This is a genomic window from Bifidobacterium dentium JCM 1195 = DSM 20436 (assembly GCF_001042595.1).
GTDB lineage: Bacteria > Actinomycetota > Actinomycetes > Actinomycetales > Bifidobacteriaceae > Bifidobacterium > Bifidobacterium dentium.
On record NZ_AP012326.1, the window covers coordinates 1628584 to 1653839 of the forward strand.

A 25256-nucleotide genomic window follows, 5' to 3' on the forward strand; every position below is an offset into this window, starting at 1 on the left:
AGCAAAAGTCCACGCCTAATGCTAGGAGGCCAAGAATGGCGAAAACAAGCCAAACACGACGACCACGCGGAAGCGGCTCCGTCTATCAACTCGATGATGGCCGAACATGGATAGCGGTTGCGGAACTGCCCCCCGACCCCGCGACCGGCGCTCGCCGCCGTCTGACAGCAAAAAGCGTCCAAGGCAAAGCGGCCGCCGTCAAGAAACTCAAAGCGAAGGTCGCCCAGGCCCAACTGTGCGGACAGATGCCCGCCGCCCAGGTCCCGACCCTCGAGGCATGGCTTGGGCATTGGCTGGAAGTGAAGACAAAACGGCTCCGCCCTGCCAGCCAAATCTCCTACCGGAACGCGACGGGCCGCATCGTCCGCTCGATAGGCCAGACCCGCCTGGACAAAATCACGCCGGCGCTTCTCGCCCAATGGCAGGACCAGGCCGAAGAAAAGTACGCACATCGCACCGTGCTCAACGACTGGCAAATGCTGAAGGAGGCGCTGACGGCCGCCGTCGTGAACGGCCTGCTCGCCCACTCGCCTGCCACCGGGGTCGAACCGCCGGTCGGCGTCAGCGAACGACGCCCCGCACCGACGCCGGCGGAGGCGGCCGCCATCATCGCCGCCGAAACCGACCCCACGTGGCGCCTCCAGTGGACGCTCGCATTCCTCGGCATGAGGCAAAGCGAACGGCACGGGGTATGTCTGGACGAGCTTGAGGTACGGGACGGCGTGCCGGGCATCGCCGTAAGGCACCAGCTCGCCCACCCCGCGCCCGGCCACCAGTGGCCCGCCAAGGACCGTCCGCTGATTACGCCGGTTCCGGGACAGGCCGGCTGGGTGTACGCGCCGGCGAAAACCCGGGCGGGCGAACGATGGATACCACTGCTGGGCACGGCGCTCGAAGCATGGAACGAGGTTGCCGGCCTGCACCCGAACGCGGCGGAAGATGCCCTGCTCTGCCTTCGCCCCAACGGAGCGCCGCTGTCGCAGGGCGTGGAGCGCACCGCATGGGCGAAAGCGTGCGGACAGGCGGGCATTACGCGTCACCTCGTACCCCACTCGGCGCGGCACACCGCCGATTCCATTCTTGCCATGCTTGGCGTGCCGGACGCGACGAGAATCGGCATCATCGGCCATGCCAGCACGGCCATGGACGGCGTGTACGTGCACGCCCAGACGGAGGCGGTCGTCACCGCCGCACGGCAACTCGCCGGCCAGCTGGAAGGCGTAAAAACGGCCATCTGACGGCCTTACAGGGCGTCCCGGCCCTCTCATGCGCTTATGGCAAAAAGCCGCCCCGGAAGGCCCATAAAACGGCTTTCCGGGGCGGCTTTTTGCGTTCTAGTCGTCCACAATCCAGTCGGCCCAAAGCGGGGCCATGACCACCATCACCTGCGCGCCGGCATGAGAAAAGGCCCCGCCTTTCGGCGGAGCCTTGAATCTCAGGAGAGGATACTTTCTCCGGGCTTTGGAACCCTGATGTGGATCTCACCGTCCTCATCCACACGGACAGCGCTGCGCGGAAGGCCCAAGACGGAGGCAACATGGTCGAGGGTATTCTGGCGAAGCTGCTTCCTCATGGTGAGGGTATCCCGGTAACTCTGCCGCCGCTCTTCTTCGGTCAGTCCGTCATCTCCCGCCGTTCCGGGCTGCATGGCGTTGAGAATCATGAGCAAATACACCCGGAGGCCTTCGGCTGAGGGCTCGGAAGTGCGGCGCTTCACCATGGCTTTGGCCCGGTCGAAGCACTCCCCGAGCTCTTTCTCACTCAGCTTGCGCCCCGACTTGACGGTGTATTCATTGGCCGCCTCCGCGACGATGTTACGAATGTCATTGTTGTTCATAGGATTTTCCTTTCCTTTGTGTGGTTTCTATGCGGCCGGCCAACCTTTGACCGGCCCTATTAGCTCAGGCTCCGAGCCCGAGCGTACGGTGGACACTGTGGATGATGGAACGGGCCTCGTCCTCCGGCAGGCCGGACGCTTGGGCGCGCTGCATGGTCTCCCGGTCGATGCGCGCGCATTCGTCTGCATGGTTGACGTGCCGTCCGTAGCATTGCGCATGGATGGTGTCGTTGCGGCTGCCTTCGGCGACCGGGCTCAGGTCGGGCTGGCCGTTGCCGGTCTTCAACAGACCCATGAAGGGGTCGCGGCGCTTGGGGGCGAAGTCCGCCAGAATCGCGGCCGCGCGGTCCTCGTGCCGGACGAACCCGAGGCGGTCGAGCAGGTCGACCAGGCTTGGCGGCATCGGGTGCGGCTCGAGCGGGCTGGATGTCACGGAGTCGATGCTCCACGCGCGTCCCGCCGCTTCGGAGCCGGCCATCACGACATAACCTCTGGAGGTACGAAGGTCAATCGGCACGCCGTTCGCGTACGTCGGGCCGTCCTTGTACACTGGCCGGCCGGCCAGCGGATGGGCGCGGTTGACGAACTCGAGGCCCGCCGGGGCGTCGAAAATCAGATGCCGGCCGCCCGAGCCGGTGGTGATGACGGCGCGAGCCGCGTCGAAGGCTTCGGGCACAAGACGGGCAAGGAGGGCTTCACCTTCCGGCAGTTCGCTATCCTCACCCTTCGGGATGTCCAAGTCGACCGCAATCTGCTTGGGGCTGAGGACGATGGCGGCGACGCTCGAGGTTACGGGAGCGAACCGCTCCAACTTGTCGGGGTGCGCCTCGGCCTTGGTCTCGGCGGCCTTCCAGCTGACCAGCGGCCGCTTGGCCTCGGCGTAGTCCGCACCGCCCACGCAGGGAATGATTTGACCATGAACACCGGCGGCGCGAAGGCGCGCCTCGGCTTCGGCCAGCCTGGTCGGCGTAAGCGATTCGGCCGGCTCGGCCGGCGCGTCATCGAGAAGGCTCAGCAGTAGGTCGTCAATCGGAGCACCCTCTTCGTCGTCGGACTCTGCGGGAGCCGATGCCGGCACTTCGTCGAGAAGGCTCGACAGTAGGTCGTCAATCGGAGCGCCGAGCTCGTCGTCCGGCTCTGTCGGGGCCGGCGTCGGGGATGGCGTGACCGGCTCGGGGGATGGCATCGGCGTCAGGGGCGGCAGGGGCGGTTCCTCCTCGCCGTCGTCTGCGGTCGTGCTCTTGACCGCCGCCACAGTGGCGAGCCAAAGCGCGCGGTTAGGCTCGCCTTCGGCGGCTGGGAGCCAACAGGCTACGGGGTAGTCCTTGCTACCCTCGCCCTTCTGCCTCATCTGTTTACGGACAAGACCGAGAGCCCTGCACTGCACGCCATGCGGAATATCCGAAGCGCGCACGTAACCTTCGGGGGCGGCCTTGCGCGGCTCGGACTCGAGTATGGCCTGCACGACCGCGACGGCCTGGGCGGAAAGGCCTTCCGCGTCCACCCATACGCTTGATGCTGCGTGCTGGCCTCGGAAGAGCACCCACTCGAGTGCGCCGGCGAGGGCGAGCGCCCACAGGCGGCCGGCGTCGCGGAGCTCACGGAAGACCGGCCAGCCGCGGCCGGTCATGGCGATGATGCAAGCCCGGCGCTGGTCCGCGCTGGACTGACCCAAGGGTGGCAGTACGTTCGCAGTGAAAATCGGCGTCACGCGGCAGCCCAGATCAGCGCTCGCATCCTCGCCACGACGGCGAGGGGAAAACGGCAGGAGGCCGGTGCAGAGCGTCTTGACGGCCGGCCAGTAATCGTCGAAGTGCTTGACGCCGACCTCATCAAAGAGTCCCACGTTGGCCTTCTGCAGGTTGTACATGAGATTCTCTGCGCTCATGCTGCCGGGCTTGGCGAGCAGTTCGACGCTGGCGGTCGTCCCGCCGTACAGGCGGACAAGTGCGGCGCTCATCTGGGACTTGCCCGTGCCGCCCTGGCCGGAAAGCCAATAGAGCTTCTCAGGGTGCGAGCTCATGATCGGCGCGCCCCAGCACAGCATAAGATTGCGCATGGCGTCGGCGCTGCCGTCCGTCCAGAGCCCCGCCAGCTTGGCGGCTTCGAGCTGAACGGCTATTACCTCTTCGAGCGAAAGGCTCACGCTCTCGGTGAGAGTGAGCGGGCAGGAGAGGAACTCCAGCTCGGCGGCGTCCTCCACCTTGGTGACGGCCGCGCGGCCCGTGATTCCTTCGGCGCCGCCGTCGATGCCCTGGCCTTCGCCTTCGGTGCGATACCAGATACCATCCCGGCACTGCCAGAGGCGATACGCCCTGGCGGCGGGGTAATAGGCGGCGGCGACAACGCCGTCCGTCGCCGTGATGCGTACCCCTCGGTGGATTTCCTGGCCGGCCGCCAACAGCCCGCGAACCAGCGGCGTCTTCAAATTATGGGCGCGGGGGCCGCCAGTCGGCGCGCAATTGTAAAAAGCCTCCGGCGAGCCGAGCGGCACCCAGCTTGCCGGAATGGAGGTCGTCGTGTAGCCATCGGCGTCATAAGCGCGGCGAAAAAGGAATGCGCGGCCGTCCTCCTGGGCGGGCAGGACACGCAGGTCGCCGACGAGCGCTTCGGCGAGCGCGTCGATTTCGCCGGGCGAGAGCGTCTTTGGGTCGCCGGGCATGTCGACACCGGCCGCATCCTCGCGCTCGCCTTGCAGGACGGAGTGCAAGAAGCCAGGGTTGGCCGCGAGGTCGTTGGTCGGCCGGGCATTACGCACGGCGTTTTCGAGGGCGTTGCGATGGGCTGTGGTCTTGCAATGCGGCAGGACTGTCAGAAGTGCATCTCGGACACGCTCGAAAACGGCCGTGTCGATGGTGGTGGCTTGTAGTGGTATAGTGTTAGTAATGTTCATCGGAGTTCTTTCTATACGGTTCCGGTGGATAGCTCAGGCAGCTGGTAACTGACCTGAGCTTTTTATTTTCGTTGTGGTTCTATGCGTCGCGCACGAGCTCCATTTTCCCCCTTCCGTGAAGGGGTATCGGCACCCCTGTCTTATCGGTGATGTCATCATACCCCCGAAAACTTCGGTCAGAAGCCGGAAAAAGCGGATTTTTTGGCTCGACGGCATGGGATACAGCGGCAAAAAACGACGGCTACGCGGGGATTTAGGGGGTTTCAGGCAGAGTTCCGAAGGGCACAGACGGGACGAGAAAAAATATTTTTTTCTTTTCCCCTTCGGCGTGTCGCGTCCATAAAATGACCCCATCGGCACGCAAATGCAAGAAAAGCGATGCGAATGCACGAAAGCGATGCGACCGTATCAGAGACAGACACGGGGCAGGAAACGGCGGAAAATGACGGTTTTTTGCCCCATGTCGGCCTTGATGCGGTCACGGATGCCCGACCTGCATCACATTTTCGGGCCGATGTCAAGCGGAACTAGAAGGACGGGCACGGGCTTCATATGCGGCATCGTGTAGCCGCTACCTTATATATATACATAGCGTCCATTTAACGTCTACATACATCAAAAGTCTTTTACAAAAGCCCTTCCATAATCTTCCCGTACCAGGTGTTCGTCTTTGGCCCATGCGGCTACACGGGCTTTTACGGGTCTGCGGACGGAGTACGGCGCCCCGTCCGCAGGTGCCTAGATTCGCGCCTTTTCGCCGATTTTCCGAACACGATTACAGCCCGTCGTCACGCCTTAAAAACGACGTCTGCACGGGCTTTTACGGGGTCTCGGACGAAGTGACGCCACCCGTCGGCAGGGCTGTAAAACACCGTTTTTCGCAGATGTCGGCAACGGCGCGCAACAGCACGAATCAGTAGACGTTTTTGCAGGCGTGCGGGTCGGCGCGGCCTACCGCCATGCCGGCGGTCGGCGCCAGTAACTCAAGCCCTCTGACGTGCCCCGAGTTGATGCGGACTACGACGGCTCCCGGCTCGCCGTACTCCCCTTGTGCGCGCTCCACCCAGGCGGAACCGGCCTCGAGGCTCGGGCATCCGACGATAAGGCGACCCCTGCTCTGCTCGATGGCGAGGTGGTGGAAATGGCCGTGAAGTACGACCTGCGCCCGTTTGAAGCAGGAACCGGCACCATCGCCGTATCCGCCTGCCTGCTGTGCGAGCCATGCCGGGATGTTGCGCTCGCTCTTCGCGTAGTGCCCATGGAAGGCCGCGACGGAGACGCCTTCCACGCGGACCCCGACACCGGTCTCGAGGGCGTTCTGTGTCACGACATGCACGCGGGAGGCCCATTCGGCTCCGGCCAGTTCGAGCGCCAACCCGATGACGCGACCGACAAGGACGCCGAAGTCGCCACGACCGACCGTCTGGCCTCCTCGCCGTTCCTCGCCGTGATTACTCCGTACGCACACGAGGGTGAGGGAAGGGACGAGCGGGGCGAGCGCAACGACGGCCTCCAGCAGAAGGCGGGCGCACACCTCGAGCTGTTCGGCCAGGCTCAGGTCGTTCGCCGCCAGCTGGCTCTGGCTGGTATGGTTCGCGTTGTTCTCGCACACGTCGCCAAGCTCGAAGATGAAGACCTCGGAGGGCTTCTCGGCGGCGACCTCCTGCCGAGCCTGCTCGACGATCGAGCGGACGCGCTGGACAAGTTCAGTGGTTCCGCCACGAGCCTCCCCCGCCTTGCCGGTCTGGAAATCGGCGAGACACAGGCAGTACGCCCCACCGGACGATTGCGGAGGGCGCGTCGGCCCCCACGCTGGCATGGCGCTCGCAAGCAGACGGGCGACGGCTTGCGGTTCGGGGCTGGCCTCGCGGGCCATAAGCCCGACCCTGCGGCGCTTTCCATCCGCGTCGGTCACATACCCCGATTGGCGCGGGGCGAGAGCCCAGTGCTCGGAGTCGAAGCCGGTCTGCTCCACGAGTGTCGGCGAAGCCTCCTGGGCGGCGAGCCATTCGGACAGCGGCACGACATGCCCGCGGGACGCGGATACGCCGAAGCGATGCAGGCGCGAGGCAAGCTCTCGGGCACGGGCAGGTGAGATGTCAACACCGAGCTCTGCGAGATGGGCGAGACGGGCGGACCATGGCTCATCGTTCGAGACAAGCAGTTGGACAAGGTCGGCGGTGGCAATGGCGGGCGACGAAAGGCCCCGGAGTGAGGCTAGGGAAACCGGGCGAGGATTGGGCTTTGTCTTGCACATGCTGCCTTCTATGCGGCATTGTGAAGGAATTGTGTGCGGACAGGGAAAAAATGTAGTCAATGTAGTCATTTGTAGTTGGAAGGGGTAACTACAAAATGAGGGCCTGAAAACGGCGGAAAATAGCCATTCTTGAGACCAAAAAGAGGGATGTAGTTGATGTAGTAGCCTTTTTGAGGGGTTGCTCTCTTTTACGGCCTTCTTCTTAAAAAAAGGCTACTACATTAACTACATTTCTGAAAACGGGCCTAGAAATGGCGGTATTCCGCCATTCTGCTTGTCGGCATTTGTAGTCACCCTTCCAACTACAGATGACTACATTTTTCCACTTGCTTGTCGGCATAGTTCTCGGGCATGAGAACTGTAATCGTATCGACCTTGGCGACCGCATTCACCGTCGCCGCCATCGTCCTAGCTCCGCTCGCCATGGACAATCCCACGGCCCGCCTCCCTCTGCTCGCCCTGATGGGACTCGCCGCCGTCGCCACCTTCGCCGATGCCATCGTCTGCCATGCGCGCCACTGCCGCCGCCACCATAGGCTGTACGGAATGGAGCCCCGCCATGCTTCATGAAGAGACCTCGTGTTCCACTCCGCCCGCGCTGTACGCGGCGAGGCATCTCGGCGGTCCCGGCTTCGGCTTCAGTCTTACGCCGATTCATCGCTGTATCTGCGGCTTCGAGGCGCAGGGAGCGGAGACCATGCGCCGACATATCAAGGACGAAAACTGGCTGATGGAAGCCATGGAGGACCCAACGCTTCCGCTCATTACCCTCGAGGAGGACGAACGATGAAGACATCCGTCTGCCACGTCTGCGAATCGCCATCCACCCCCGGCTACGCACTCTGCGCGTGCTGTACGTCCCGACTCAGGGCTGCGGTCCTGTATTGCTACGAGGTGCGCTCGCCGCTGGCTGACGTCACGGCACGGAAGGCCAGCGCCACGCCGCGCGAGGCTGCCCCCCATGCCCGCGCCGCCTTTGCGCCACTGCCGCTCGACGACCGCGCCTTCGCCGCCCTGCGAACCATCGAAGACACGGCGTTCGCCTCCGCCCTCGCCCTCGGAGCCCGTCCGAGCACGCCTACCGCCGCCCTGCTCTACGTACGCGGCGAGTATATCCGACTCGCCCATATGAGCGGGGAGGACGGCGACGCCTCCTACTGGCTTGAGCTTTGGACGGCCGCGCGTCGGCAGGCCGCCGCCGTCCTCGACCCGCCGACGGAGCGTGCCGTCATCGGCGGCGTGTGCGAGGCGTGTGGGGGTGCCCTCGTCTCCGACGGCGGTTCCCATGCGCTCACCTGCCGCCGGTGTGGCCGACGCTCCACGTCGGCCAAGGTCCGCGCCCGTGCGGTCGAAGCGATGACCGCGCCGCAAGGCAAGGCGACGCCGGCCGAGGCAAGCCGCATCTTCGCCCGCGCCGGTGTACGCCTTCCTTCCGCCACGGTCCGCAGTTGGATTCATCGCGGCAAGCTCGAGCCGGACGCCGACGGACGCGTCGAACTGTCCGCCATATACTCGCTCGTCGCCGACACCGCCAAGGTGTAGAATCGACGCCCTGTCAACGCCCCTCCATTCGCCATGGACGGGGCGTTGTTTTTTTCTGCCTTTTTTCGCGGTTCACGGCGGCGCGCGGTACGGCGCGGTGCCGCGCGGTGCGCGATGCCACGCCTGAGCCGCGCGAACTGGCTTTGGGGGCGCAACGGCCGCATGATGGTATTGTGCCCCGAAAAGGGGCAAGGGAGGCGTAGAGCATGGCTCCGCCACCCATTGCCGCTCCCCGCCGCCGGTCCTTCCCTTTCCTTCCCCGCCGGCGGGTCGAAGCGGCCATTTGTCGCATATATATAAAGGAGTGCCATATGGACGAATCGCATATCGCCGAGGGAAAGCGCTACTGGACAAGGCACCTCATCGAAGCTCAGGATGGACTCGTTACGTCCATCGGTACGCTCGATTACTTCATGTATGACAGCGCCATCCGCCAGGCCCGTCGCGAACTGCGCCGACTGGAGAAAGAAGGCAAGCGATGAGCGTATACGCCCGTCCCTCCCTGCCCGATACGGCGGTGCAGGAGTATGAGTCCGCCCGGGGCTTCCGTGTAGACCGTAAAGGCCGTCTCATTATATGGGGCGACCGGAGCGAGACGCTGGCGACATGGGCTCCCGGCCATTGGGCCGCCGCCTGGCGTGGCGAATGACCAGCCCCCGCCCCAACCCACGCCGGCAGAACGGCGCGGCCCGGGCCCGTATCAAGGCCCGGCTTATAGCCGAGGCCGGCGGCCACCCCGTCTGCCATTTGTGAGGCCAGCCCATCGACATACGACTGCCCGCACGACATCCGTACGCGTTCGAGATAGACGAACTGCGCCCGGTCAGCAAGGGCGGCGACCCGCACGACTACGCCAACTGCGCGCCGTCGCACCGCCTGTGCAACGAGCGTCGCGGCAACCGCGACATGCGCTCACTCGCCGCCCGCTCGCCGTCGGCACAGCAGAGCGCCATGCCCATCAAACGTTCAAGGGCGTGGTGAGCCGACACACACGACATAAATGACAAAACCTGAGTCAAGGCGACTCAAGTCTTCGGCTTCGTCTCCGACCCAGGGGACGGGACCCAAGCCCGGATGCCAGCCCACCCCCGTGTCAAAGGGCTACGTATCCCCCCGAGTTTTTCTGGAGGTTTTCATGGAACAGCCGGAACTCCCCCACGAGGTCGCCTGGGGCGAGCAGACGCGCGCATGGTGGGCCTCTCTGGGCTCCGTCCCCGGCGTTGACGGCTGGACCGCGGCAGACTGGCAGTTCGCGCTCGATACCGCCCTTCTGCATGACGCGGTTTGGAACGGCGGCGAGCTGAAGTACCTACAGGAGCTCCGGCAGCGCGAACAGGCGCTTGGCATCACCCCTGCGGCACGGCCGGAGAAGAACACGGTCGAAGTCGCCGTCGAGAAGGTGACGGAAACGCCATTGCAAAGGATTACGGAAAGGCGGGTGGAGCGTCGTGGCATTGAAAGCAAACCAGCAGCCGACGTTCCGGCTCGTCCCTCCGGGAAACGAAACGGCAAGGCATGACGACGCCGATGACTGCGTGGCGTTGGCGGCCGCCTACGGCATGGAATGCGACCCGTGGCAGCGAATCGTCCTGAAGGACTGGCTCGCCACCGACACCCAAGGCCATCTGCTCGCCACCGATGCGGTCGTGGTCCTACCCCGACAGAATGGCAAGAACGGCCTGGTCGAAGAGGCCGAGCTGTACAAGGCGGCCGTGCAGGGGCGTAGGATTCTCCACACGGCCCACGAGGTCAAAACGGCCCGACGGCATTTCCTGCGCATGCAGGAATACTTCGACAACGCCGACTACCCCGAGCTGAAAGCTCTGGTTCGATATATCCGCCAGACGAACGGCCAGGAAGCCATCGTCCTGAAAAACGGCGGTTCGATTGAGTTCATCGCCCGAAGCAAGAGCTCCGGGCGCGGCTTCACCTGCGACGATCTCACTCTGGACGAGGCGCAGGAGTTGACCGACGAACAGCTGGAGGCGCTTCGGCCGGTGATTTCGGCCGCGCCGTCCGGCGACCCGCAGACCTTGTTCATGGGTACGCCGACGCCGCCGACGAGTCCCGGCACGGTACTTGTCCGCATGTATAAGGCCGCGCATTCCGACGCGCCGCCGGCACGTCTCGCATGGCTCGAATGGGCCGTGGATGCCGTGGGCGACCCGCTGGACCGCAGACGGTGGCGGAGGGTGAACCCGGCGTTGGGTATCCGGCTGAAAGAGGAGGTCATCGAAGCCGAGGCCGCCTCGTTCAGCCCCGAGAGTTTTGCACGCGAACGGCTCGGCTGGTGGGACGTCCACACGGACAGCGACAGCGACTATCCGATAACCGACTGGGCGGAATGCTCGACCAATACGCCACCATCCGACGGGTACGCGGCCTACGCGGTGAAATTCGGCTTCGACGGCTCGCATGTCTCGCTCGCCGCCTGCCTACGCCCCGAAGCCGAGGGTACGCCCCCGCATGTGGAGCTGGTCGACTATCGGAGTATGAAGGCCGGCGTGGGTTGGCTTGTGGACTTCCTCACCGGCGAAGACCCCGCGCATGGAGGCCCCCGCTGGAAGAGCAGTCTTGGCGTCACCGTCGACGGGCGCTCCGGTTCGGCCACGCTGACCCAGGCACTGCTGGACGCCGGCGTATATCAGCGCCTTCTCCGCACGCCGAACGCGGGAACGGTCGGCGAGAGCATCGTTGGATTCGAGCAGGCCGTCCAGCAGCATGCTCTGACGCAGTTCAGCCAGCCGATCATCGACACGGCCGCATCCTACGCGAAGCACCGCCCCATCGGCCGTTCCGGCCTGTTCGGGTATGAGCCGAGTCGGGAAAACATCGACACCGACCCTTTGGAGGCGTTGGCGTTGGCCTATGGACTGGCCCGCACCTCCAAACGGCATCCAGGAAGGAAGCAGCGGGCATGGCATTAATCACAAGGAGTCCGCATGACTCAGACCATTTTTGATACCGCACGCTCCACGCCGATCAATACGGGCAGTCTTGCCGTACCTGCGAACGTGGAGGGAGTCTACCGCGAGGACGTGGACGCCATCGCACGGCTGATTACCGTATGGAAGGACCACTACCCCAAGAATCTCATTCGAATGGGATTTTACACGGCCCACAACAGCCTGAAGGATTTCGGCATCAGCGTGCCGCGCGTCATCGCCACGAACGTCCGCAGTTGCGTGGGCTGGCCGGCGAAGGCCGTTCGTTCGCTCGCCGACCTGTCCGTCTTCGACGGCGTGGACACGGGGCTTGACGACCCGTACGACGTTGGCGGCCTGAGCCGCCAACTGGCCGACACGCTCGCCGTGGACGAGGCTATCGTGTCGGCCTACATTTACGGCTGCTCGTTCCTGACCATTACGGCCGGCAATCGACCCGGCAGCGTGCTGTTCACGCCGCGTTCGGCGGAACTCTCCGCCGCGACGTGGGACGGCGCCACCAGCCGCCTATCTGGCGCGTTGACGATTACGGACGCGACCGACAAGGGCGAAGTCACCTCCTACAATGTCTTTCTTCCCTACCGCAGCTATGAATTCGTCAAAATCGCCGGCATCTGGAAAGCAGTTCGGATGGATACGAATTGGCCGACACCGACCGTGGTGCCGTTCGTCAGCGACCCGCAGCTAAGCCGCCCGTTGGGTGTGAGCCGGATTACACCGGTCGTCATGAGCGCCACCGATATGGCGTTCCGCACGATGGTTCGCATGGAAGCCACGGCCGAGTTCTACTCGGTTCCGAAGCTGTGGTTTCTGGGTGCCAATCGTGATGCATTCGACGCCGATACATGGTCGAATCTTATCAGCGCCATCAACGGCATCGGCGTGGACGAGGAAACGGGCGAAAAGCCCACCATGCAGCAGGTGCAGCAGGCGAGCATGACACCGCATGCCGACATGCTGAAAACCATCGCCCTGCTACTCGCCTCCGACACCGATCTGCCTGTGGATTCGCTCGGCATCACGTTGACGAATCCGACGAGCGCCGAAGCCATGGCGGCCGCCGAACGGCGGCTTACGCGACGCGCCGACCGTCAGAACCGGCTGTTTGGCGCGCGTATCGAAGAGCTGCTACGTATGGCCGTCTGCCTGCGTGATGGACTAGGCGAGCCACCGGCTGACCTTACCGTCAGAGCGCAGTGGATGCCGACGCGCGAAATCAGCGACGCGGCCCGCGCCGACGCGTATGTGAAAATCGCCGGCGTCAATGCGGCCTACGCGACCAGCAACGTCGGATTGCGCCGTCTCGGACTGACCGGACCGGAAATCGAAACACTCAAGGCCGACATGAACCGGCAGCAGGGTGCCGCCCTTCTGGAAGCGCTCGTAGCGAAGGGAAACGTGGATGACGGAGCCAACGATAAACAGGGCTGACGTCAATGTCCTGGCGGAAGCCCAGCAGACGGTCATATCCGCCGCCAAGCGCGAACTAGGCAAGGCATGGGCGGAAACGGACGGCATGGAGCCCGCAATGCGCCGTGACGCGCTGATCGACCTCGTACAGGCCATCGTGCACAAGTACGGGCTCGGCGACAGCCAGGCCGCCGCCGAATGGTACAACACGGTTCGCCTGAGGTGGTTCGATGACGATTTCGAGGTCAACCCGTTCGAGCAGGACCCCAACGACGACTATCGGCTTCGGCAGGCGATTCGGGCGAAGGCGAACATGCTGTTTCCCGAAGACGAAGCCTACGACCCCGAAAACTATCTGCGGTATCTGAACGGGCTGGTCGACCGGAACGTTCACGCCCACGGCCAGCTCACCGTCGCCCGCGCCGTCAAACGCGACCACAATGGCGTCCGTTACGGCCGCGTTCCCAACGGAGGCGAAACCTGCCAGTTCTGCTTCATGCTCTGTTCCAGGGGGTTCGTCTACCGCTCCGCCGACAGCGCCTCCTTCCACGCCCACGCCAACGACCGGTGTGAGATTGTCCCCGAGTTCAAACGCGGGGGCACCGCCATCGAGGAGTATGACCCCGAAGCCATGGCCGACATGTGGGCCGAAGCGGCCAATGCGACCGGCGACTATGAGGGCGACGCCCAAGGCAAAATGCAGAAGACGTTCGCCATCCTACGCGCCCAACATCCCGAACTGTTCACGGGCACGGATGGACGCATTCATTAGATTTTTCACGCCCCACAACGCCCGAAACGGGCTACGTGAGGCGCTTTATGCCCCGCACGGGGCGAAACCCCAATATGCCCGAAACGGGCGAAGGAGGACCCATTATGGCCGAAAACGCCGATTCTCAGACCGAGCCGGACACGCCGCCGGAGACCGACTGGCAGGCGAAGTACGAGGAGGCCATCTCCCACTCCCGTACGTGGGAGGAACGCTCGAAGGCGAATTACGCCGACGTGCAGAAGCTCTCCGAAGAACTCGCCGCACTCAAGGCCGCCAAGCCCGACGCAAAGCTCGCCGCCGCGACCAAACGTGCCGACGAAGCCGAGGCCGCGCTCGCGTCCTACAGGCACGACGCGGAAATCGCAGGCTGGAAGGCGGCCACCGAGAAAGAGACCGGCATTCCCGCCGACCTGCTGACCGGCGACACCGAGGACGCCATCAAGGCGTCCGCCGTCAAACTGGCCGAGTTCCTTAAGTCCCGCCCAACCGCGCCGCATTTCGCCAATCCGGCCGGAACCCCCAACAATCACAACACCACGCCCGACCCGGCCACGGAGGCAATCTGTACGGCCCTGTTCGGACCTCGCCACTAGCCCAAGGAGGCATATCCCATGGCAACCCTTGATACCACCAAGGTCACTCTCCCCACCACCGTCACGACGGCCGTAGCGAGCCGACTGCACGACAACTCCGTCGTCGCCTCGTTCTCCCCGGCCGACGCGCTGACCGGCTACCACAACGACGCGTACAACTATTTCACCGGCGGCGCCCGGTCCGAGGTCGTGGCCGAGGGTGCGCAGAAGTCCGCGCATGACGTGGCGATCACCCCGGTTCAAGGCAAGCTGTTCAAGGTCCAGACCACGACCCGCGTTTCCAGCGAACTGTCCTGGGCTGACGCCGATGACCAGCTCGCAATCATCGAAGCCATTCAGGCCGACCAGGTGGGCGCGACCGCCGAAGCGCTCGATTACGTCATCCTGCATGCCGTCAACCCGCTCGGCGGGGCGACCCTGACGGGCTACACCGCCCTGAACAAGTCCGCGACCTCGGTCACTTCCACGGGCAAGGCCGTGGACGACATCGACGCGCTCGTCGACGCGCTGGCCGACTCCGACACGACCGGCATCGCGCTGAGCCGCACCTTCGCGGGCGACCTGCGCAAGACCCGCACCTCCGACGGTGGCCGTCTCTACCCGGAGATTCCGCTGAGCCTCAACGCCGGCACCCTCGAGGGCGTCCCGGCCGTCACGTCCAACAACGTCGCCGGCAAGCTCGCCAAGACCGACCCAAAGGTTCTGGCAATCGCGGGCGACTGGGCTACTATCAAGTGGCGTATCGCTCGCCCGCTTGAAGCGTCCATCATCCCGTTCGGCGACCCCGACGGCGCGGGCGACCTTCAGCGTTTCGGACAGGTCGCCTACCGTACGGAGTGCGTCTTCTCCTACGCAATCCTCGACCCGAAGCGCCTGGCCGTCCTGAAGCCGGCCACGGCCTGATAAGGAGGCCAATCGTGGCCGACCAGGTTTTCGCTTCGCTTGCCGACTTGGAGAACCGGTGGCATGTCGTGGACGCATCCATGACGACGAAGGCCCAAACCGCGTTGGATGACGCCTCGAGCATCATCGTCGACGAGTGCGCCTTGGCCGGGGTTGACGTCGGTTCAATCCCGGCCGGTACGCTTCGCGCCATCGTGTGCGCGATGGTCATTCGCAAGCTGACCACGGACGACGACCATCTGGGCGTCACGAACAGTTCGCAAACGGCCGGTTCGTTCTCCGAATCGTTCACCTATTCCAATCCCATGGGCGACCTGTATCTGACGTCCGCTGAACGCAAACGGCTCGGCCTTCGTCGTCAGAAGGCGTTCGCCGTCGACGCGTCCGCCAATGCCCAGCCGCGCATGTATGGAGGTTGGGGCGTATGAAAGGCGAATCCGTCACTGTTCTGCGCCGGGTTAAAAACGGCGTGGATGCGGGCAATAACCCGGTGTATGGGACGGTTGAGGAAACCGTTGAGAATGTGCTCGTATCGCCGCCCACGACGGCCGACGCGGGCGGCGAGCGCCCCGACGGAATCACCGTCGACCTGAACCTTGCCTTCCCGCGCACCTACACGGGCGAAGCCCTTCGTGGCTGTTCCGTCATGGTGCGCGGCGACAGGTACAAGGTCGTCGGCGACCCTCAGCGGGTGGATGGCGGGCTGACGCCGACCGCATGGAACATGCTTGTGGAGGTGTTTAGAAGCGATGGCTAATGGCATCAAAATCAAGGTTGACTCCAAGGCCGTCATGGCGATTCTCAATTCACCCGAGGTCCAGGCTGAAATACAGCGGAGGGTGGATCGCGTGACCAACGCCGCGAACTCCATGTATGGAGCTTCGGGCTATAAGGGCGACGTAATCAAGACCGACCGTCCTCATGGCGCCGTGTATCCCGCCGACATTTACTCCAAGCGTTCCAACGCCAAACACAACACGCTACTCAAGGCGCTCAGCGCCGGAAGGGGGTGAGTATGGCTATCCCTTTCGAGTGCGAGCTTGTCCAATGGCTCTCCGCTCAGCCTGAGCTTGCTGAGATTCCCGTGTCTACCGACGTTCCCGCCGACCGTCCCGACAGGTTCGTGTCGGTCGAGCGTACCGGTGGCGAACGGACGAAGATTCTCGACCGTCCCGAGCTGGCCATCCAATGCTGGGCGCAGTCCAGCGTCGAAGCCGCCGAACTGGCCGACATGCTCGTCGACGTGGTTCTCCCCCGCGTTTACGAACTGGCCGACTTGGGTGCGTTCTCTATTAATTCCATATATAACTACCCACTCGACGAAACCCAGCCGCGTTATCAAATAACCGCCGACGCGGTGGTTCATACGGCTGTGCGTCGAAGTAAATGAAAGAAGATAAGACATGACTGCACCTAATGCCAATAACGTCTCTGTAGGTAAACCGCATGGCGAAGACGACCGCTATGCGGGCGGCTTCTGGTATGGCATCAAATCCAAGGTCACGGTGCCGACCGATGCCGTGACCGCCCTTGACGAGAATTTCGTGGACGGCGGCTACCTGGGCGACGACGGCGTGACGAACAGCGTCGACCGCGATACGACCACCGTGACCGCGTTCGGCGGCGACACCGTGCTGAACGTGACCGCATCGAAGACCGAAACGTTCCAGTTCGGCATGCTCGAAACCTCGAGGGACGTGATGGCGTTCGTGTACGGTGCCGACAACGTGTCCGGCACCGATGACGCCTTCGTGGTCAAGCATAACGCCAAGGACAATCCGCATCTTGTCGACGTGTTCGAGTTCGCCATGACCGGCGACCGCGTGAAGCGTATCGTAATCCCGGACGGCCAGGTGTCCGACCTTGATGACGTGTCCTACGCCGACGGCGATGCCATCGTGTACACGCCGACCATCACCGCCTACCCGGATTCGGCCGGCAACACCGCCTACGAGTACATTGCGAAGGTGGCGACCGGCACGTCCGCCCAGGCCGAAGCCGCCGGGCTCGCCGTGTACGATGACGAGTCCGCGCCGTCTCTCGAAAAGGCCGCTGTATCCGACTCCTCCACCGAAGCCGCCGATTCCGGCGAGGCCTCCACCGAAGCCACCGCCTGAGTCCGCTGACCAGTCAATCTTCCCCAACCTCGCCTTTCGTGTCCGGCGTGGTTGGGGATTTTTCATATAGGGCACGAGATTCAAGGACACGATAATGACTGTTGTACTCAAAGACTTCCGACCGGCCGACGGACGCGTGGCCATCGTTTTCCCCGACGGGTTCAGAACCTCGCTTCCGAACGCTCAGGTGCTGACCCTCGGCCAACTGCGGCGTCTGGTCAACAATGACTTTCAGGTACTGTACGACCTGTTCCCCAAGAAGGCGCACCCGCATCTGGACGCCCTATATAACAAGCAGCTCGGCGACCTCGTGCAGGGATGGCTTGAAGAGTCGGGTACTGACCCAAAAGGGCAGCAGCAGTAGTCTATCTGACCGCCACATACGGCGACCAGCTCGAATATGAACTGTTGAGCCACGGCTTGCGGCTGGCGGATATGGGACATTCGCTCTCGTTTGATGACGTGTACGTCCTCGCCGTCAACTGTAAGCCGGGGTCGCCTCTTGCGGTCGCCCTCAACCCACAGGCATCCTGGACCGCTCTTGATTACTGGTTGTGCAGCATCGAGTATTCGCTCCGATGGCTTGTGTGGTCGAAGACAAAGGATGGCGAAAAGGGCCGCAAGCGCCCGAAGCCCATCAAGCCGCCCCAAGCTGAAAACAAGAACAAGAAAACGTTCGTAGGCATGGACAAGAAGGCCATCAAAGCCTTCCTGTCCGCGCCGCGTATGCCCATGCCCGGCAGTCAGCCGGTGATTCATTCACTGCCCGACGATACTGAGTCGCAGACGAACAAGGATTAAGTAATGGCTACGACTCTAGCGACCGCATGGCTGAACATCGTTCCATCCATGAAAGGCGTGTCCGCCGCCGTCAACGCGGGCTTCGGCAAGGTCAACGGCACCTCAATCGGCAACAGAATCGGCTCTCAGCTCAAGCTGGGCGTTGCGTCCGGCTCCGCCGGCACGGGCAGTAAGGTCGAAGGCGAGATTGGGGCCGTTGATGGTTCCGCCGCCGGTGCCGCCGTAGGCGGTCGGTTTGGCGCAATGTTCACCAAAGTTGCCGCCGCCGAATTCGGCGCCATCTCCGGCATCGTCCAATCCGTATTCTCCAAGGCCGGCGACGTCATCAGTTCCAACATAACCGGGGCGATCAGCCGCGCGGACCAAATGAACAACTTTCCGAAGGTCATGCAGAACCTCGGGTTCAGCGCGGACGACGCAGCCGCATCCATCAAGAAGATTTCGGGCGCCCTGGACGGGCTCCCGACTTCGACCGCCGCCATGACGGGCATGGTGCAGAAGATCGCGCCAATGTGCGACTCACTCGACGACGCGACCAACATTTCACTCGCATTCAATGACGCGTTACTCGCCGGCGGCAAAAGCACGCAGGACCAGGAGAACGCCCTCGAGCAGTACAGCCAGATGCTCGCCGCCGGAAAGGTGGACAGCCAGGCATGGCTGTCCGTACAGAACGCAATGCCAGGCCAGCTCGACCAGCTGGCGAAAGCCCTGCTCGGCCCGGAGGCCAAGGCCAACGACCTGAAGGACGCCATGCAGGACGGCAAGGTGTCCTTCGACGACTTCAACAAGGCCCTCGTCGATTTGGATAAGAACGGAAAGAACGGCTTCGCCAGTTTCGAGAAGCAGGCCCGAGATTCGACCAACGGCATCGGCACGGCCATGTCCAACATGTCCAGCCGCGTTCAGAAGGCCATCCAGAAGGTCATCGAGGCCGTCGGCGTGGACAACATCGGCTCCGCGATCAACGACTTCTCCAGCCAATTCGGCAAAGTAGGCGACGCCGCCGCCTCGGCCGTCAAGACCGTCAAGGACTGGTTCGGGAAGCTGGGAACCGACCTACAGCAACTAAACGTGTTCGGCGGACTACAGGACGCCTGGAACGACGCCGTGGGCCGAATCCAATCCATTGACTGGACGACGATTATTCCATCCGGCACCATAGACTCGCTCACCAAGAACGTCGCCGGCGTCCTTAAGGACATATCCTCTCCCGTATCCGACGTGATCAACTGGGTTGGACAGGGCGTGCAGGCCGTCGGACAGTTCGTCGGTGCCTTCGCCAACACAGGCGCGCTCAAGTCGTTCGGCGACCTCGTGCAAAGCGTGAGCGGCTTCATTGAAAGCGTCTGGAACGCATGCAAGAACGCCCTGGAGAAATTGGGTGAGCTGACCGGTTTCGACGCCTCCTCATGGGGCGAGACGGCGGGCAACGCCTTCAAAAAGGTCGCCGACTGGGCCAAGGGCATCGTGGACAACGTGACGAAAATCAGCGACTGGTGCTCCCAGCATTCCGGCGCCGTCGCCACCGCGCTCGTCACCATAGGCACGGGACTGGCCGTATTCAAAATCGGCTCCGCCATATCGGCCGTCGCGTCCGGCCTACAGGGTTTCTCCGTCGCCGCACAGGCGGCCGCCGTCGCCCAAGGCGTGCTGGATGCCGTCATGGCCCTCAACCCATTCGTATTGATAGCGGCCGCCATCGCGGCCGTTGTCGCCGGCCTGGTCTACTTCTTCACCCAAACCGAAACAGGCAAGCAGATGTGGGCGAACTTCTGTTCGGCCATGAGCTCCGCATGGTCCGCCGTGTGCTCGTTCTTCAGCTCGGCGTTGAATAACATCAAGACATGGTTCTCCAATACGGGCAATGCGATTTCCAACGTTTGGAACTCCGTCATCTCGTTCGTGTCGGGCGTGCCGGGACGTATCGTCAACTTCTTCTCCTCACTGCCCGGTCGCGTGATCGGCTTCTTCCAGAGCATCCCGTCTCGCGTGACGAGCATCGACTGGGGAGGCGTAGGACGAAACGTCGTTCACGGTATCGCCAACGGCATCAGCAAGTTCGGTAGCGTTATCGTGACGAATATTCTGGGAGCCGCGAAGAACGCGCTGAACGCCGTCAAGAACTTCTTCGGCATTCACTCACCGTCGCGTGTCATGCGAGACCAGGTGGGCAAGTATGTCGCCCTTGGCATGGCCGAGGGTATCGACGGCTACGCGTCGTCCGGCGTGGACGCCATGCGGGGCGCGGCCGGCAGTATCGTCGGTGCCGGGCAGGATGTCCTCTCCGGCTTTGACCCGTCCGCCCAGTTGCAGTCCGACCTGTCGAAGACCGGCCGGGCGAACATGACCTCCGCCATCGACTCCCAGCTGACGATTCCAAGCAAGAGCGACCCGAACGCCATGACCTACGAGCAAATGGTAGAGGCGCTGAAGACTGCGCTCGACGCCCAGGATACGACCATCGTATTGGACACCGGCGTCGTGGCGGGCAGCGTGAACCGCCGCCTCGGTACGAACATGAACAGGGGGCTGTAAATGACCTGCACCACACTGGAGCACGCGCTCGCCGCCGACAAGTCCGACCTGCGCGTCCAGCTATGGGACGGCTATGGCTGGACCGGGAGAAACGCCGGCGAAAGCAGCACGCCGCTCCACGCCCTCGGCCTTATCGTCACCTCCGACGGCTGGACGCTCGGCAAAGCCGAGCCGGCCACCACCCTGACCACCATCCCCGGCGTGGCGGGCTCAATCGACCAGACCGAGGAGGACCCGGCATTACACGCCTATCCGGGACGGCGAACCGTGGAAATCAACATCGCCGCGCTCGGCGACCCCGGGCAGGTACAGGAGGGCATGGCGAACGCGGGCGCGCTTCACGGCGCGCTCGTACGCATCCAAGGCCTCCTGCCCGACCCGTTTCTGGCCCTCGAAGGCCGCGCCTCGCTGGGCGAGTGGACGCTCAATCGGCGCGTCGATGGGCGGCTCGTCGCAGCTGTCGGCACACTGTCCATCGACGCGATGCCCTACGCCCACGGCCAAACCGAACGCGTCAGCCTCGCCGCCGGGACGAACAACGTCACCCTCAAGGGGAACGCGCCCATCCAACCGTTCGTAAGCCTCGACAGCCCCTCGGGCAGCACGGCGCCCGCCTCCCTCACCTACTACGGGACAAAACGGACGCAGGTGCTGAAAAGCTACCGGAACAGCGGCGTGGGCTGGAGCTTCTGGTGCGCCGACCGCTACAGCAAGGCGCGTGCCAAAGGCGGCGACACCACGGACCCGAAAATCGGCCTCGCCCTGTCCGCCGATTGGATGGAGCTGCCTCCGGGTGCCATCCAGCTCACCTGCTCGACCACCGGCTACCTCGAATACGAGCCCGGCTATCTCTTCTAAGGAGCGACCATGGTTCACTTCTTCCGCACGGACGGCCAGGGCAGTCCGGCCTTCTTCGAGCCGCGGCTGACCAAGGCGGAACAGACCGAGGGACTGGACGCTACGTTCACATTGGAGCTGACGGCCGTCGGAGCGGTCGACATCAGCAAAGGCGACCACCTTATATACAAGGACGACACCGGCGCTGTCCGCGACGTGGTTGTCGTCTCCCCCGCCGTCACCCATGATTCCGGCGGGCTTGTCACGAGCATCGTCTGCAAGGACCGCATCGCGGTCGACGCGGCGGACATGTTCATCGAGGACCAGCGCAACACCCAGCCGACGGCCGTGTACGCCATCCTCGACAAGCTACTCGCCAACACCCCCTACCAGCGCCTCGACAAGAGCACGCAGACCGCGACCATCAGCTTCTATCACGAAGACCTCTGGACGGCGCTGTGCGCCCTATCCACGGCTACGGGATTGGAAATCGAACGCACCTACACGGTCGACGACTCCGCCTACACCGACGGCACGCTGATAGCGACCGCCAAAATCGGGTTCGTCAAGCAGCTCGGCGACTCGTCGGCCGAACCGCGCCGCTTCGACTACGGTGCCGACCTGACCGGCGTGACGCGCACCATCAATGCCGACCCCGTATACACCTGCATGTACGGCTTCGGCAAGGGGCTTGAAACGGACAACGGCGGCTACAGCAGGAAGCTGACGTTCGGTTCCGTGAACGGCGGCAAAAACTACGTGACCATCGATGACGCGGCCTACGCGCGGAAATGGGGCATCCCCGACCAGCTCCACGGCAAGAACCTGTACCGAATCGGCACATACGAGAACCAGGACTGCGAGGACGCCCAGCAACTGCTCACCGAGACCAAGGCCGCGCTCGCTACGGCAAGCCAGCCATCCGTCACCTACGAACTCGACACGATCGTGCTGGAGGACGGCGCAGCCACAAGCACCGGCACCGCTCGCGGTCCGGTCCATCTCGGCGATTCGGTCGCCGTCGTGGACAGCGAGCTGGGCATCCGCCTTTCGGCACGGGTAAGCAAGCGCGTAACAAATCTACTGACCGGACAGACAACCATAACCCTCGGCGCGCAGGGCGAGAGCTTCACCGCGCAGACGCAAAGCGCGGCGTCCTCGGCGACCGCTTCCGCGACCGCCGCCATCGCCACGGCGCAGAGCGCGGTCGCAACGCAGGCGGACATCACGCCGACCGTGACACGCGTGGTCCAGTCCGGCGACGGATGGGACACGGCCGCCACCTTGGCAAGCGTGATTCTTCTCGAGGACGGGTTGCCGAAGATAGTTTACGGCGACAAGGAATACATATTCGACCCGGAGACGGGCATATTCAAGGAGGCCTAAATGGGCGCATCCCTATATGACAGCTACAGGCTTATCGACATCGCCATCCCGGACGCCAACGCGCCGGTTCCAACCATCCGACTGGCGGGCGGGGACATCGCCGGTCGCGTGCTCCGCGTCACCGGCTGGCCGAAGGCCTACACGCCGCGCCTCGCCTATAACCCGAACCCGGACGGGAACGTGTCCGGCGGCTACATCAACGCGGCTCAGACCGGCGTGGGCGCTGACGGCACCGGCTATGCCTGCTTCGAACTGCCGCGTGCTATCTTCAAGGTCGCCCACGCCGTGCTCGCCTTTGAATTGCTCGACGGCGACGGCACGACCGTCATCAGCTCCCGTCGTATCCCGGTAACTGTCGAGGAACCGGTGGTCAACACCGACGGCGGCGAAGCCTATGACGGGCTGAGTGACCTACATAATGCCGTTGCGATTGCGAAGGCTTCCGCAAGTGATATTGCCGATGCCGAAGCCGCATTCTCGGCTACGGCCGATAAGGTGAACAAGCTCGTAGAGGATACGACCTTCACGTTCGACTGCACGCCAATCGCACCGTCGGAACCGCCGACCGTCTCCGCTGACACCGAAGACAATAAGACCACTGACGGCACCGTGACCATCGGTAACGATATTCGAGTTCACGTCAAGACACCGCGTGCCTATCAGTTCGATTCCGACGGCGATGTCGAGTTCGTGGACCCCAACGGCGACGCTGGCGTCGAACTGACGACCAAGACCGATTCTTCGGATTCTTCGATTCAGTCGGAGCATTTCAAATTCACGCTACCGAGGTCGCCGTACATCAAGGAAGTGGTGGCTACTCGCGGCGAGAACGCTTCCGCCACTCTTTCGACCATTGACGGCGGATACCGTAGGCTTATCCTGACTCTGCCAAAGGGCGATAAAGGCGACAAGGGAGAAAAAGGAGAAAAAGGCGACGGTGGAAATGTCGCAACCGCAACTGTCGCTGGCGTAGTCAAGCCCGACGGAACCACCATTACGGTGACGTCTGACGGCACTATCACCGCGAAGGCTACGACCCCCATCGCCACCACATCAAAAGTTGGCACGGTGAAGCCCGACGGTGAAACCATCACCGTCGCTACCGATGGCACCATTACCGCGAAGCCGACGGTTGCTACGACCTCGGCTACTGGCGTGGTCAAACCTGACGGTACGACTATCGCCGTTACTTCGGACGGCTCCATCTCCGCAAAAACGGCTACGACCGGTGCCGTTGGTGTGGTGAAGCCCGACGGTGAAACCATCACTGTCGCCTCGGACGGAAGCATTTCATCCAAAACCGCCACGGCTACAACCTCAACGGCTGGCGTCGTTAAGCCCGATGGCTCTACTATCACGGTGGCTTCTGATGGCACTATCACAGCGAAGACCGACGAAGCCCTGCAAAAGTCCGTCAGTGAAAACACGACGGCCATCCTTCAGAACTCTCGTGATAATACGAGTAATGTGACGGCCATCCGGCGTCTTGGTGGCTTCTGTGAGAACGTCGTGTTCATCGGCGACAGCTGGATGGATGGCTATTATTCCTCTGCCAAACACGTTGCCAATTCTCCTGCATGGCCATGTGTGTCGGCGTTGGGCGCACCCTCGTACTCCCGCTTGGGCACTTCGGGTGGCGGCTATTACAAGAGCGGTGATGATGGCACGTTCCTAGACCGTTGGAATACCGTGTCCGATAAGTCCTCGGTTGATATGGTGATTGTCGTCGGCGGACAAAATGACGCCACCTTGCTTGCCGGCAATCGCAGTGTCCAGGGCAGTGTCCAGACGGCCATGTTCACACTGTTTGAGACCATCCATAAGGATGCGCCGAACGCGACGATCCACGTTTTCTACCCGCTGGCGGTTGGTGAGACCCTTAACAGGCGGGATAGCCGCTGGGCTGTAACCACCGACCCGCGAATGTTGGTTCAATCGCAATTGAACTGGGTTGCCGCGAACACGCCATACGTCAGATTCCATAAGGGAGCCTACAGGTTCGGCAATCTCGTCGGCACGAACGGCGACGCCGGCGACAGCGCTCACCTGAACGCAAACGGCTACGATGTCTTCGGTAAATACATGGCGAACTGCATTCTTGCGGATGACGACGGCTTCCCGTCCGTGAACGGTGCGCCCGATAAGTCCGGCATTAATGGCAATTGGAACAAGTGTACGATAGCCGAGATTAACGGCGTTATCACCATCGATTTCAACGTAAGCGCCACCGGCACCAACAATGCCGGCACCACCTTGTTCAAGGTGCCAAAAGGCTTCCGCGTGCAGAGCGGACGATTCTTCCCGACTTGGAACTCGGGATGCTTTATCGCGTGGGATGGCGACACCTTGTCCATTCAAGGCTCCAGCCAGGGCTCCGGCTCGACTATTGCCGGAACCATTACGATGCTCGCAGGATGCTAGGGGA

At 63.0% G+C, this 25256-nt stretch carries 27 protein-coding genes; 24 read left to right on the forward strand and 3 right to left on the reverse strand.

Annotated elements, in window-relative coordinates; translation table 11 throughout:
• Window positions 1–35: 35 nt before the first annotated feature.
• Window positions 36–1238: a site-specific integrase gene (locus BBDE_RS07005; protein ID WP_003839589.1), complete on the forward strand. Its 1203-nt coding sequence runs from the start codon at window positions 36–38 to the stop codon at window positions 1236–1238.
• A 197-nt stretch (window positions 1239–1435) separates the two neighbouring features.
• Here the strand turns inward: BBDE_RS07005 and BBDE_RS07010 are convergent, their stop codons facing one another.
• The 3 genes from BBDE_RS07010 to BBDE_RS07020 form a co-directional block, all read right to left on the reverse strand.
• Window positions 1436–1837, reverse strand: a complete 402-nt coding sequence (locus BBDE_RS07010) for a hypothetical protein (RefSeq protein WP_003839587.1) — start codon at window positions 1835–1837, stop codon at window positions 1436–1438.
• 64 nt (window positions 1838–1901) lie between these two features.
• On the reverse strand, window positions 1902–4730 hold the full coding sequence (locus BBDE_RS07015; protein ID WP_012902292.1) for a bifunctional DNA primase/polymerase: 2829 nt from the start codon (window positions 4728–4730) through the stop codon (window positions 1902–1904).
• Window positions 4731–5643: 913 nt separating this feature from the next.
• Window positions 5644–6987 carry a hypothetical protein gene (locus tag BBDE_RS07020; protein WP_033488893.1) on the reverse strand — a complete coding sequence of 448 codons (1344 nt, stop codon included), beginning with the start codon at window positions 6985–6987 and terminating at the stop codon, window positions 5644–5646.
• A 351-nt stretch (window positions 6988–7338) separates the two neighbouring features.
• Between BBDE_RS07020 and BBDE_RS11355 the strand changes: the two genes are divergently transcribed.
• From BBDE_RS11355 to BBDE_RS07115, 23 genes are all read left to right on the forward strand, one after another.
• Entirely contained in the window at window positions 7339–7557 is a 219-nt protein-coding gene (locus BBDE_RS11355; protein WP_003839579.1) for a hypothetical protein, read from the forward strand.
• Window positions 7547–7777, forward strand: coding sequence for a hypothetical protein (locus tag BBDE_RS07025; RefSeq protein WP_003839577.1), 231 nt, complete (start codon window positions 7547–7549; stop codon window positions 7775–7777). The genes BBDE_RS11355 and BBDE_RS07025 overlap by 11 nt, the downstream gene beginning before the upstream one ends.
• Window positions 7774–8529, forward strand: coding sequence for a hypothetical protein (locus BBDE_RS07030; RefSeq protein ID WP_003839575.1), 756 nt, complete (start codon window positions 7774–7776; stop codon window positions 8527–8529). The genes BBDE_RS07025 and BBDE_RS07030 overlap by 4 nt, the downstream gene beginning before the upstream one ends.
• A gap of 311 nt (window positions 8530–8840) precedes the next feature.
• A complete protein-coding gene (locus tag BBDE_RS11425; RefSeq protein ID WP_003839573.1) occupies window positions 8841–9011 on the forward strand; it encodes a hypothetical protein in 171 nt (56 codons plus the stop codon).
• On the forward strand, window positions 9008–9178 hold the full coding sequence (locus BBDE_RS11430; RefSeq protein WP_003839571.1) for a hypothetical protein: 171 nt from the start codon (window positions 9008–9010) through the stop codon (window positions 9176–9178). Before BBDE_RS11425 ends, BBDE_RS11430 begins: the two co-directional genes overlap by 4 nt.
• Window positions 9179–9342: 164 nt before the next feature.
• Entirely contained in the window at window positions 9343–9510 is a 168-nt protein-coding gene (locus BBDE_RS11695) for an HNH endonuclease family protein (protein ID WP_407921653.1), read from the forward strand.
• A 154-nt stretch (window positions 9511–9664) separates the two neighbouring features.
• Complete coding sequence (locus tag BBDE_RS07035) at window positions 9665–10048, forward strand: phage terminase small subunit (RefSeq protein WP_003839569.1); 384 nt, start codon at window positions 9665–9667, stop codon at window positions 10046–10048.
• Window positions 9978–11456 (forward strand): terminase, encoded by a 1479-nt coding sequence (locus BBDE_RS07040; RefSeq protein ID WP_228369685.1) that lies wholly within the window; start codon window positions 9978–9980, stop codon window positions 11454–11456. The genes BBDE_RS07035 and BBDE_RS07040 overlap by 71 nt, the downstream gene beginning before the upstream one ends.
• A 15-nt stretch (window positions 11457–11471) precedes the next feature.
• A complete protein-coding gene (locus BBDE_RS07045; RefSeq protein ID WP_003839566.1) occupies window positions 11472–12905 on the forward strand; it encodes a phage portal protein in 1434 nt (477 codons plus the stop codon).
• Window positions 12877–13656 (forward strand): VG15 protein, encoded by a 780-nt coding sequence (locus tag BBDE_RS07050; RefSeq protein WP_003839564.1) that lies wholly within the window; start codon window positions 12877–12879, stop codon window positions 13654–13656. The genes BBDE_RS07045 and BBDE_RS07050 overlap by 29 nt, the downstream gene beginning before the upstream one ends.
• Window positions 13657–13760: 104 nt before the next feature.
• Window positions 13761–14249, forward strand: a complete 489-nt coding sequence (locus tag BBDE_RS07055; protein WP_012902295.1) for a hypothetical protein — start codon at window positions 13761–13763, stop codon at window positions 14247–14249.
• An 18-nt stretch (window positions 14250–14267) separates the two neighbouring features.
• A complete protein-coding gene (locus BBDE_RS07060; protein WP_003839561.1) occupies window positions 14268–15152 on the forward strand; it encodes a phage major capsid protein in 885 nt (294 codons plus the stop codon).
• Window positions 15153–15166: 14 nt separating this feature from the next.
• Entirely contained in the window at window positions 15167–15580 is a 414-nt protein-coding gene (locus tag BBDE_RS07065; protein ID WP_003839559.1) for a Gp19/Gp15/Gp42 family protein, read from the forward strand.
• Window positions 15577–15909, forward strand: a complete 333-nt coding sequence (locus tag BBDE_RS07070; protein WP_003839557.1) for a hypothetical protein — start codon at window positions 15577–15579, stop codon at window positions 15907–15909. Before BBDE_RS07065 ends, BBDE_RS07070 begins: the two co-directional genes overlap by 4 nt.
• Complete coding sequence (locus tag BBDE_RS07075) at window positions 15902–16165, forward strand: hypothetical protein (RefSeq protein ID WP_003839555.1); 264 nt, start codon at window positions 15902–15904, stop codon at window positions 16163–16165. Before BBDE_RS07070 ends, BBDE_RS07075 begins: the two co-directional genes overlap by 8 nt.
• Window positions 16166–16167: 2 nt before the next feature.
• Entirely contained in the window at window positions 16168–16542 is a 375-nt protein-coding gene (locus BBDE_RS07080; RefSeq protein WP_003839554.1) for a hypothetical protein, read from the forward strand.
• Between the two features lie 13 nt (window positions 16543–16555).
• On the forward strand, window positions 16556–17269 hold the full coding sequence (locus tag BBDE_RS07085) for a phage tail tube protein (RefSeq protein WP_003839552.1): 714 nt from the start codon (window positions 16556–16558) through the stop codon (window positions 17267–17269).
• Between the two features lie 94 nt (window positions 17270–17363).
• Window positions 17364–17633 carry a hypothetical protein gene (locus tag BBDE_RS07090; RefSeq protein ID WP_003839550.1) on the forward strand — a complete coding sequence of 90 codons (270 nt, stop codon included), beginning with the start codon at window positions 17364–17366 and terminating at the stop codon, window positions 17631–17633.
• 71 nt (window positions 17634–17704) lie between these two features.
• Window positions 17705–18070, forward strand: a complete 366-nt coding sequence (locus BBDE_RS07095) for a DUF5361 domain-containing protein (protein ID WP_003839549.1) — start codon at window positions 17705–17707, stop codon at window positions 18068–18070.
• Window positions 18071–18073: 3 nt separating this feature from the next.
• Complete coding sequence (locus BBDE_RS07100) at window positions 18074–20608, forward strand: tape measure protein (RefSeq protein ID WP_003839547.1); 2535 nt, start codon at window positions 18074–18076, stop codon at window positions 20606–20608.
• Entirely contained in the window at window positions 20609–21466 is an 858-nt protein-coding gene (locus BBDE_RS07105; RefSeq protein ID WP_003839544.1) for a hypothetical protein, read from the forward strand.
• Window positions 21467–21475: 9 nt separating this feature from the next.
• Window positions 21476–22831: a phage tail spike protein gene (locus tag BBDE_RS07110; protein WP_003839543.1), complete on the forward strand. Its 1356-nt coding sequence runs from the start codon at window positions 21476–21478 to the stop codon at window positions 22829–22831.
• Entirely contained in the window at window positions 22832–25252 is a 2421-nt protein-coding gene (locus BBDE_RS07115; protein ID WP_003839541.1) for a GDSL-type esterase/lipase family protein, read from the forward strand.
• Window positions 25253–25256: the final 4 nt, after the last annotated feature.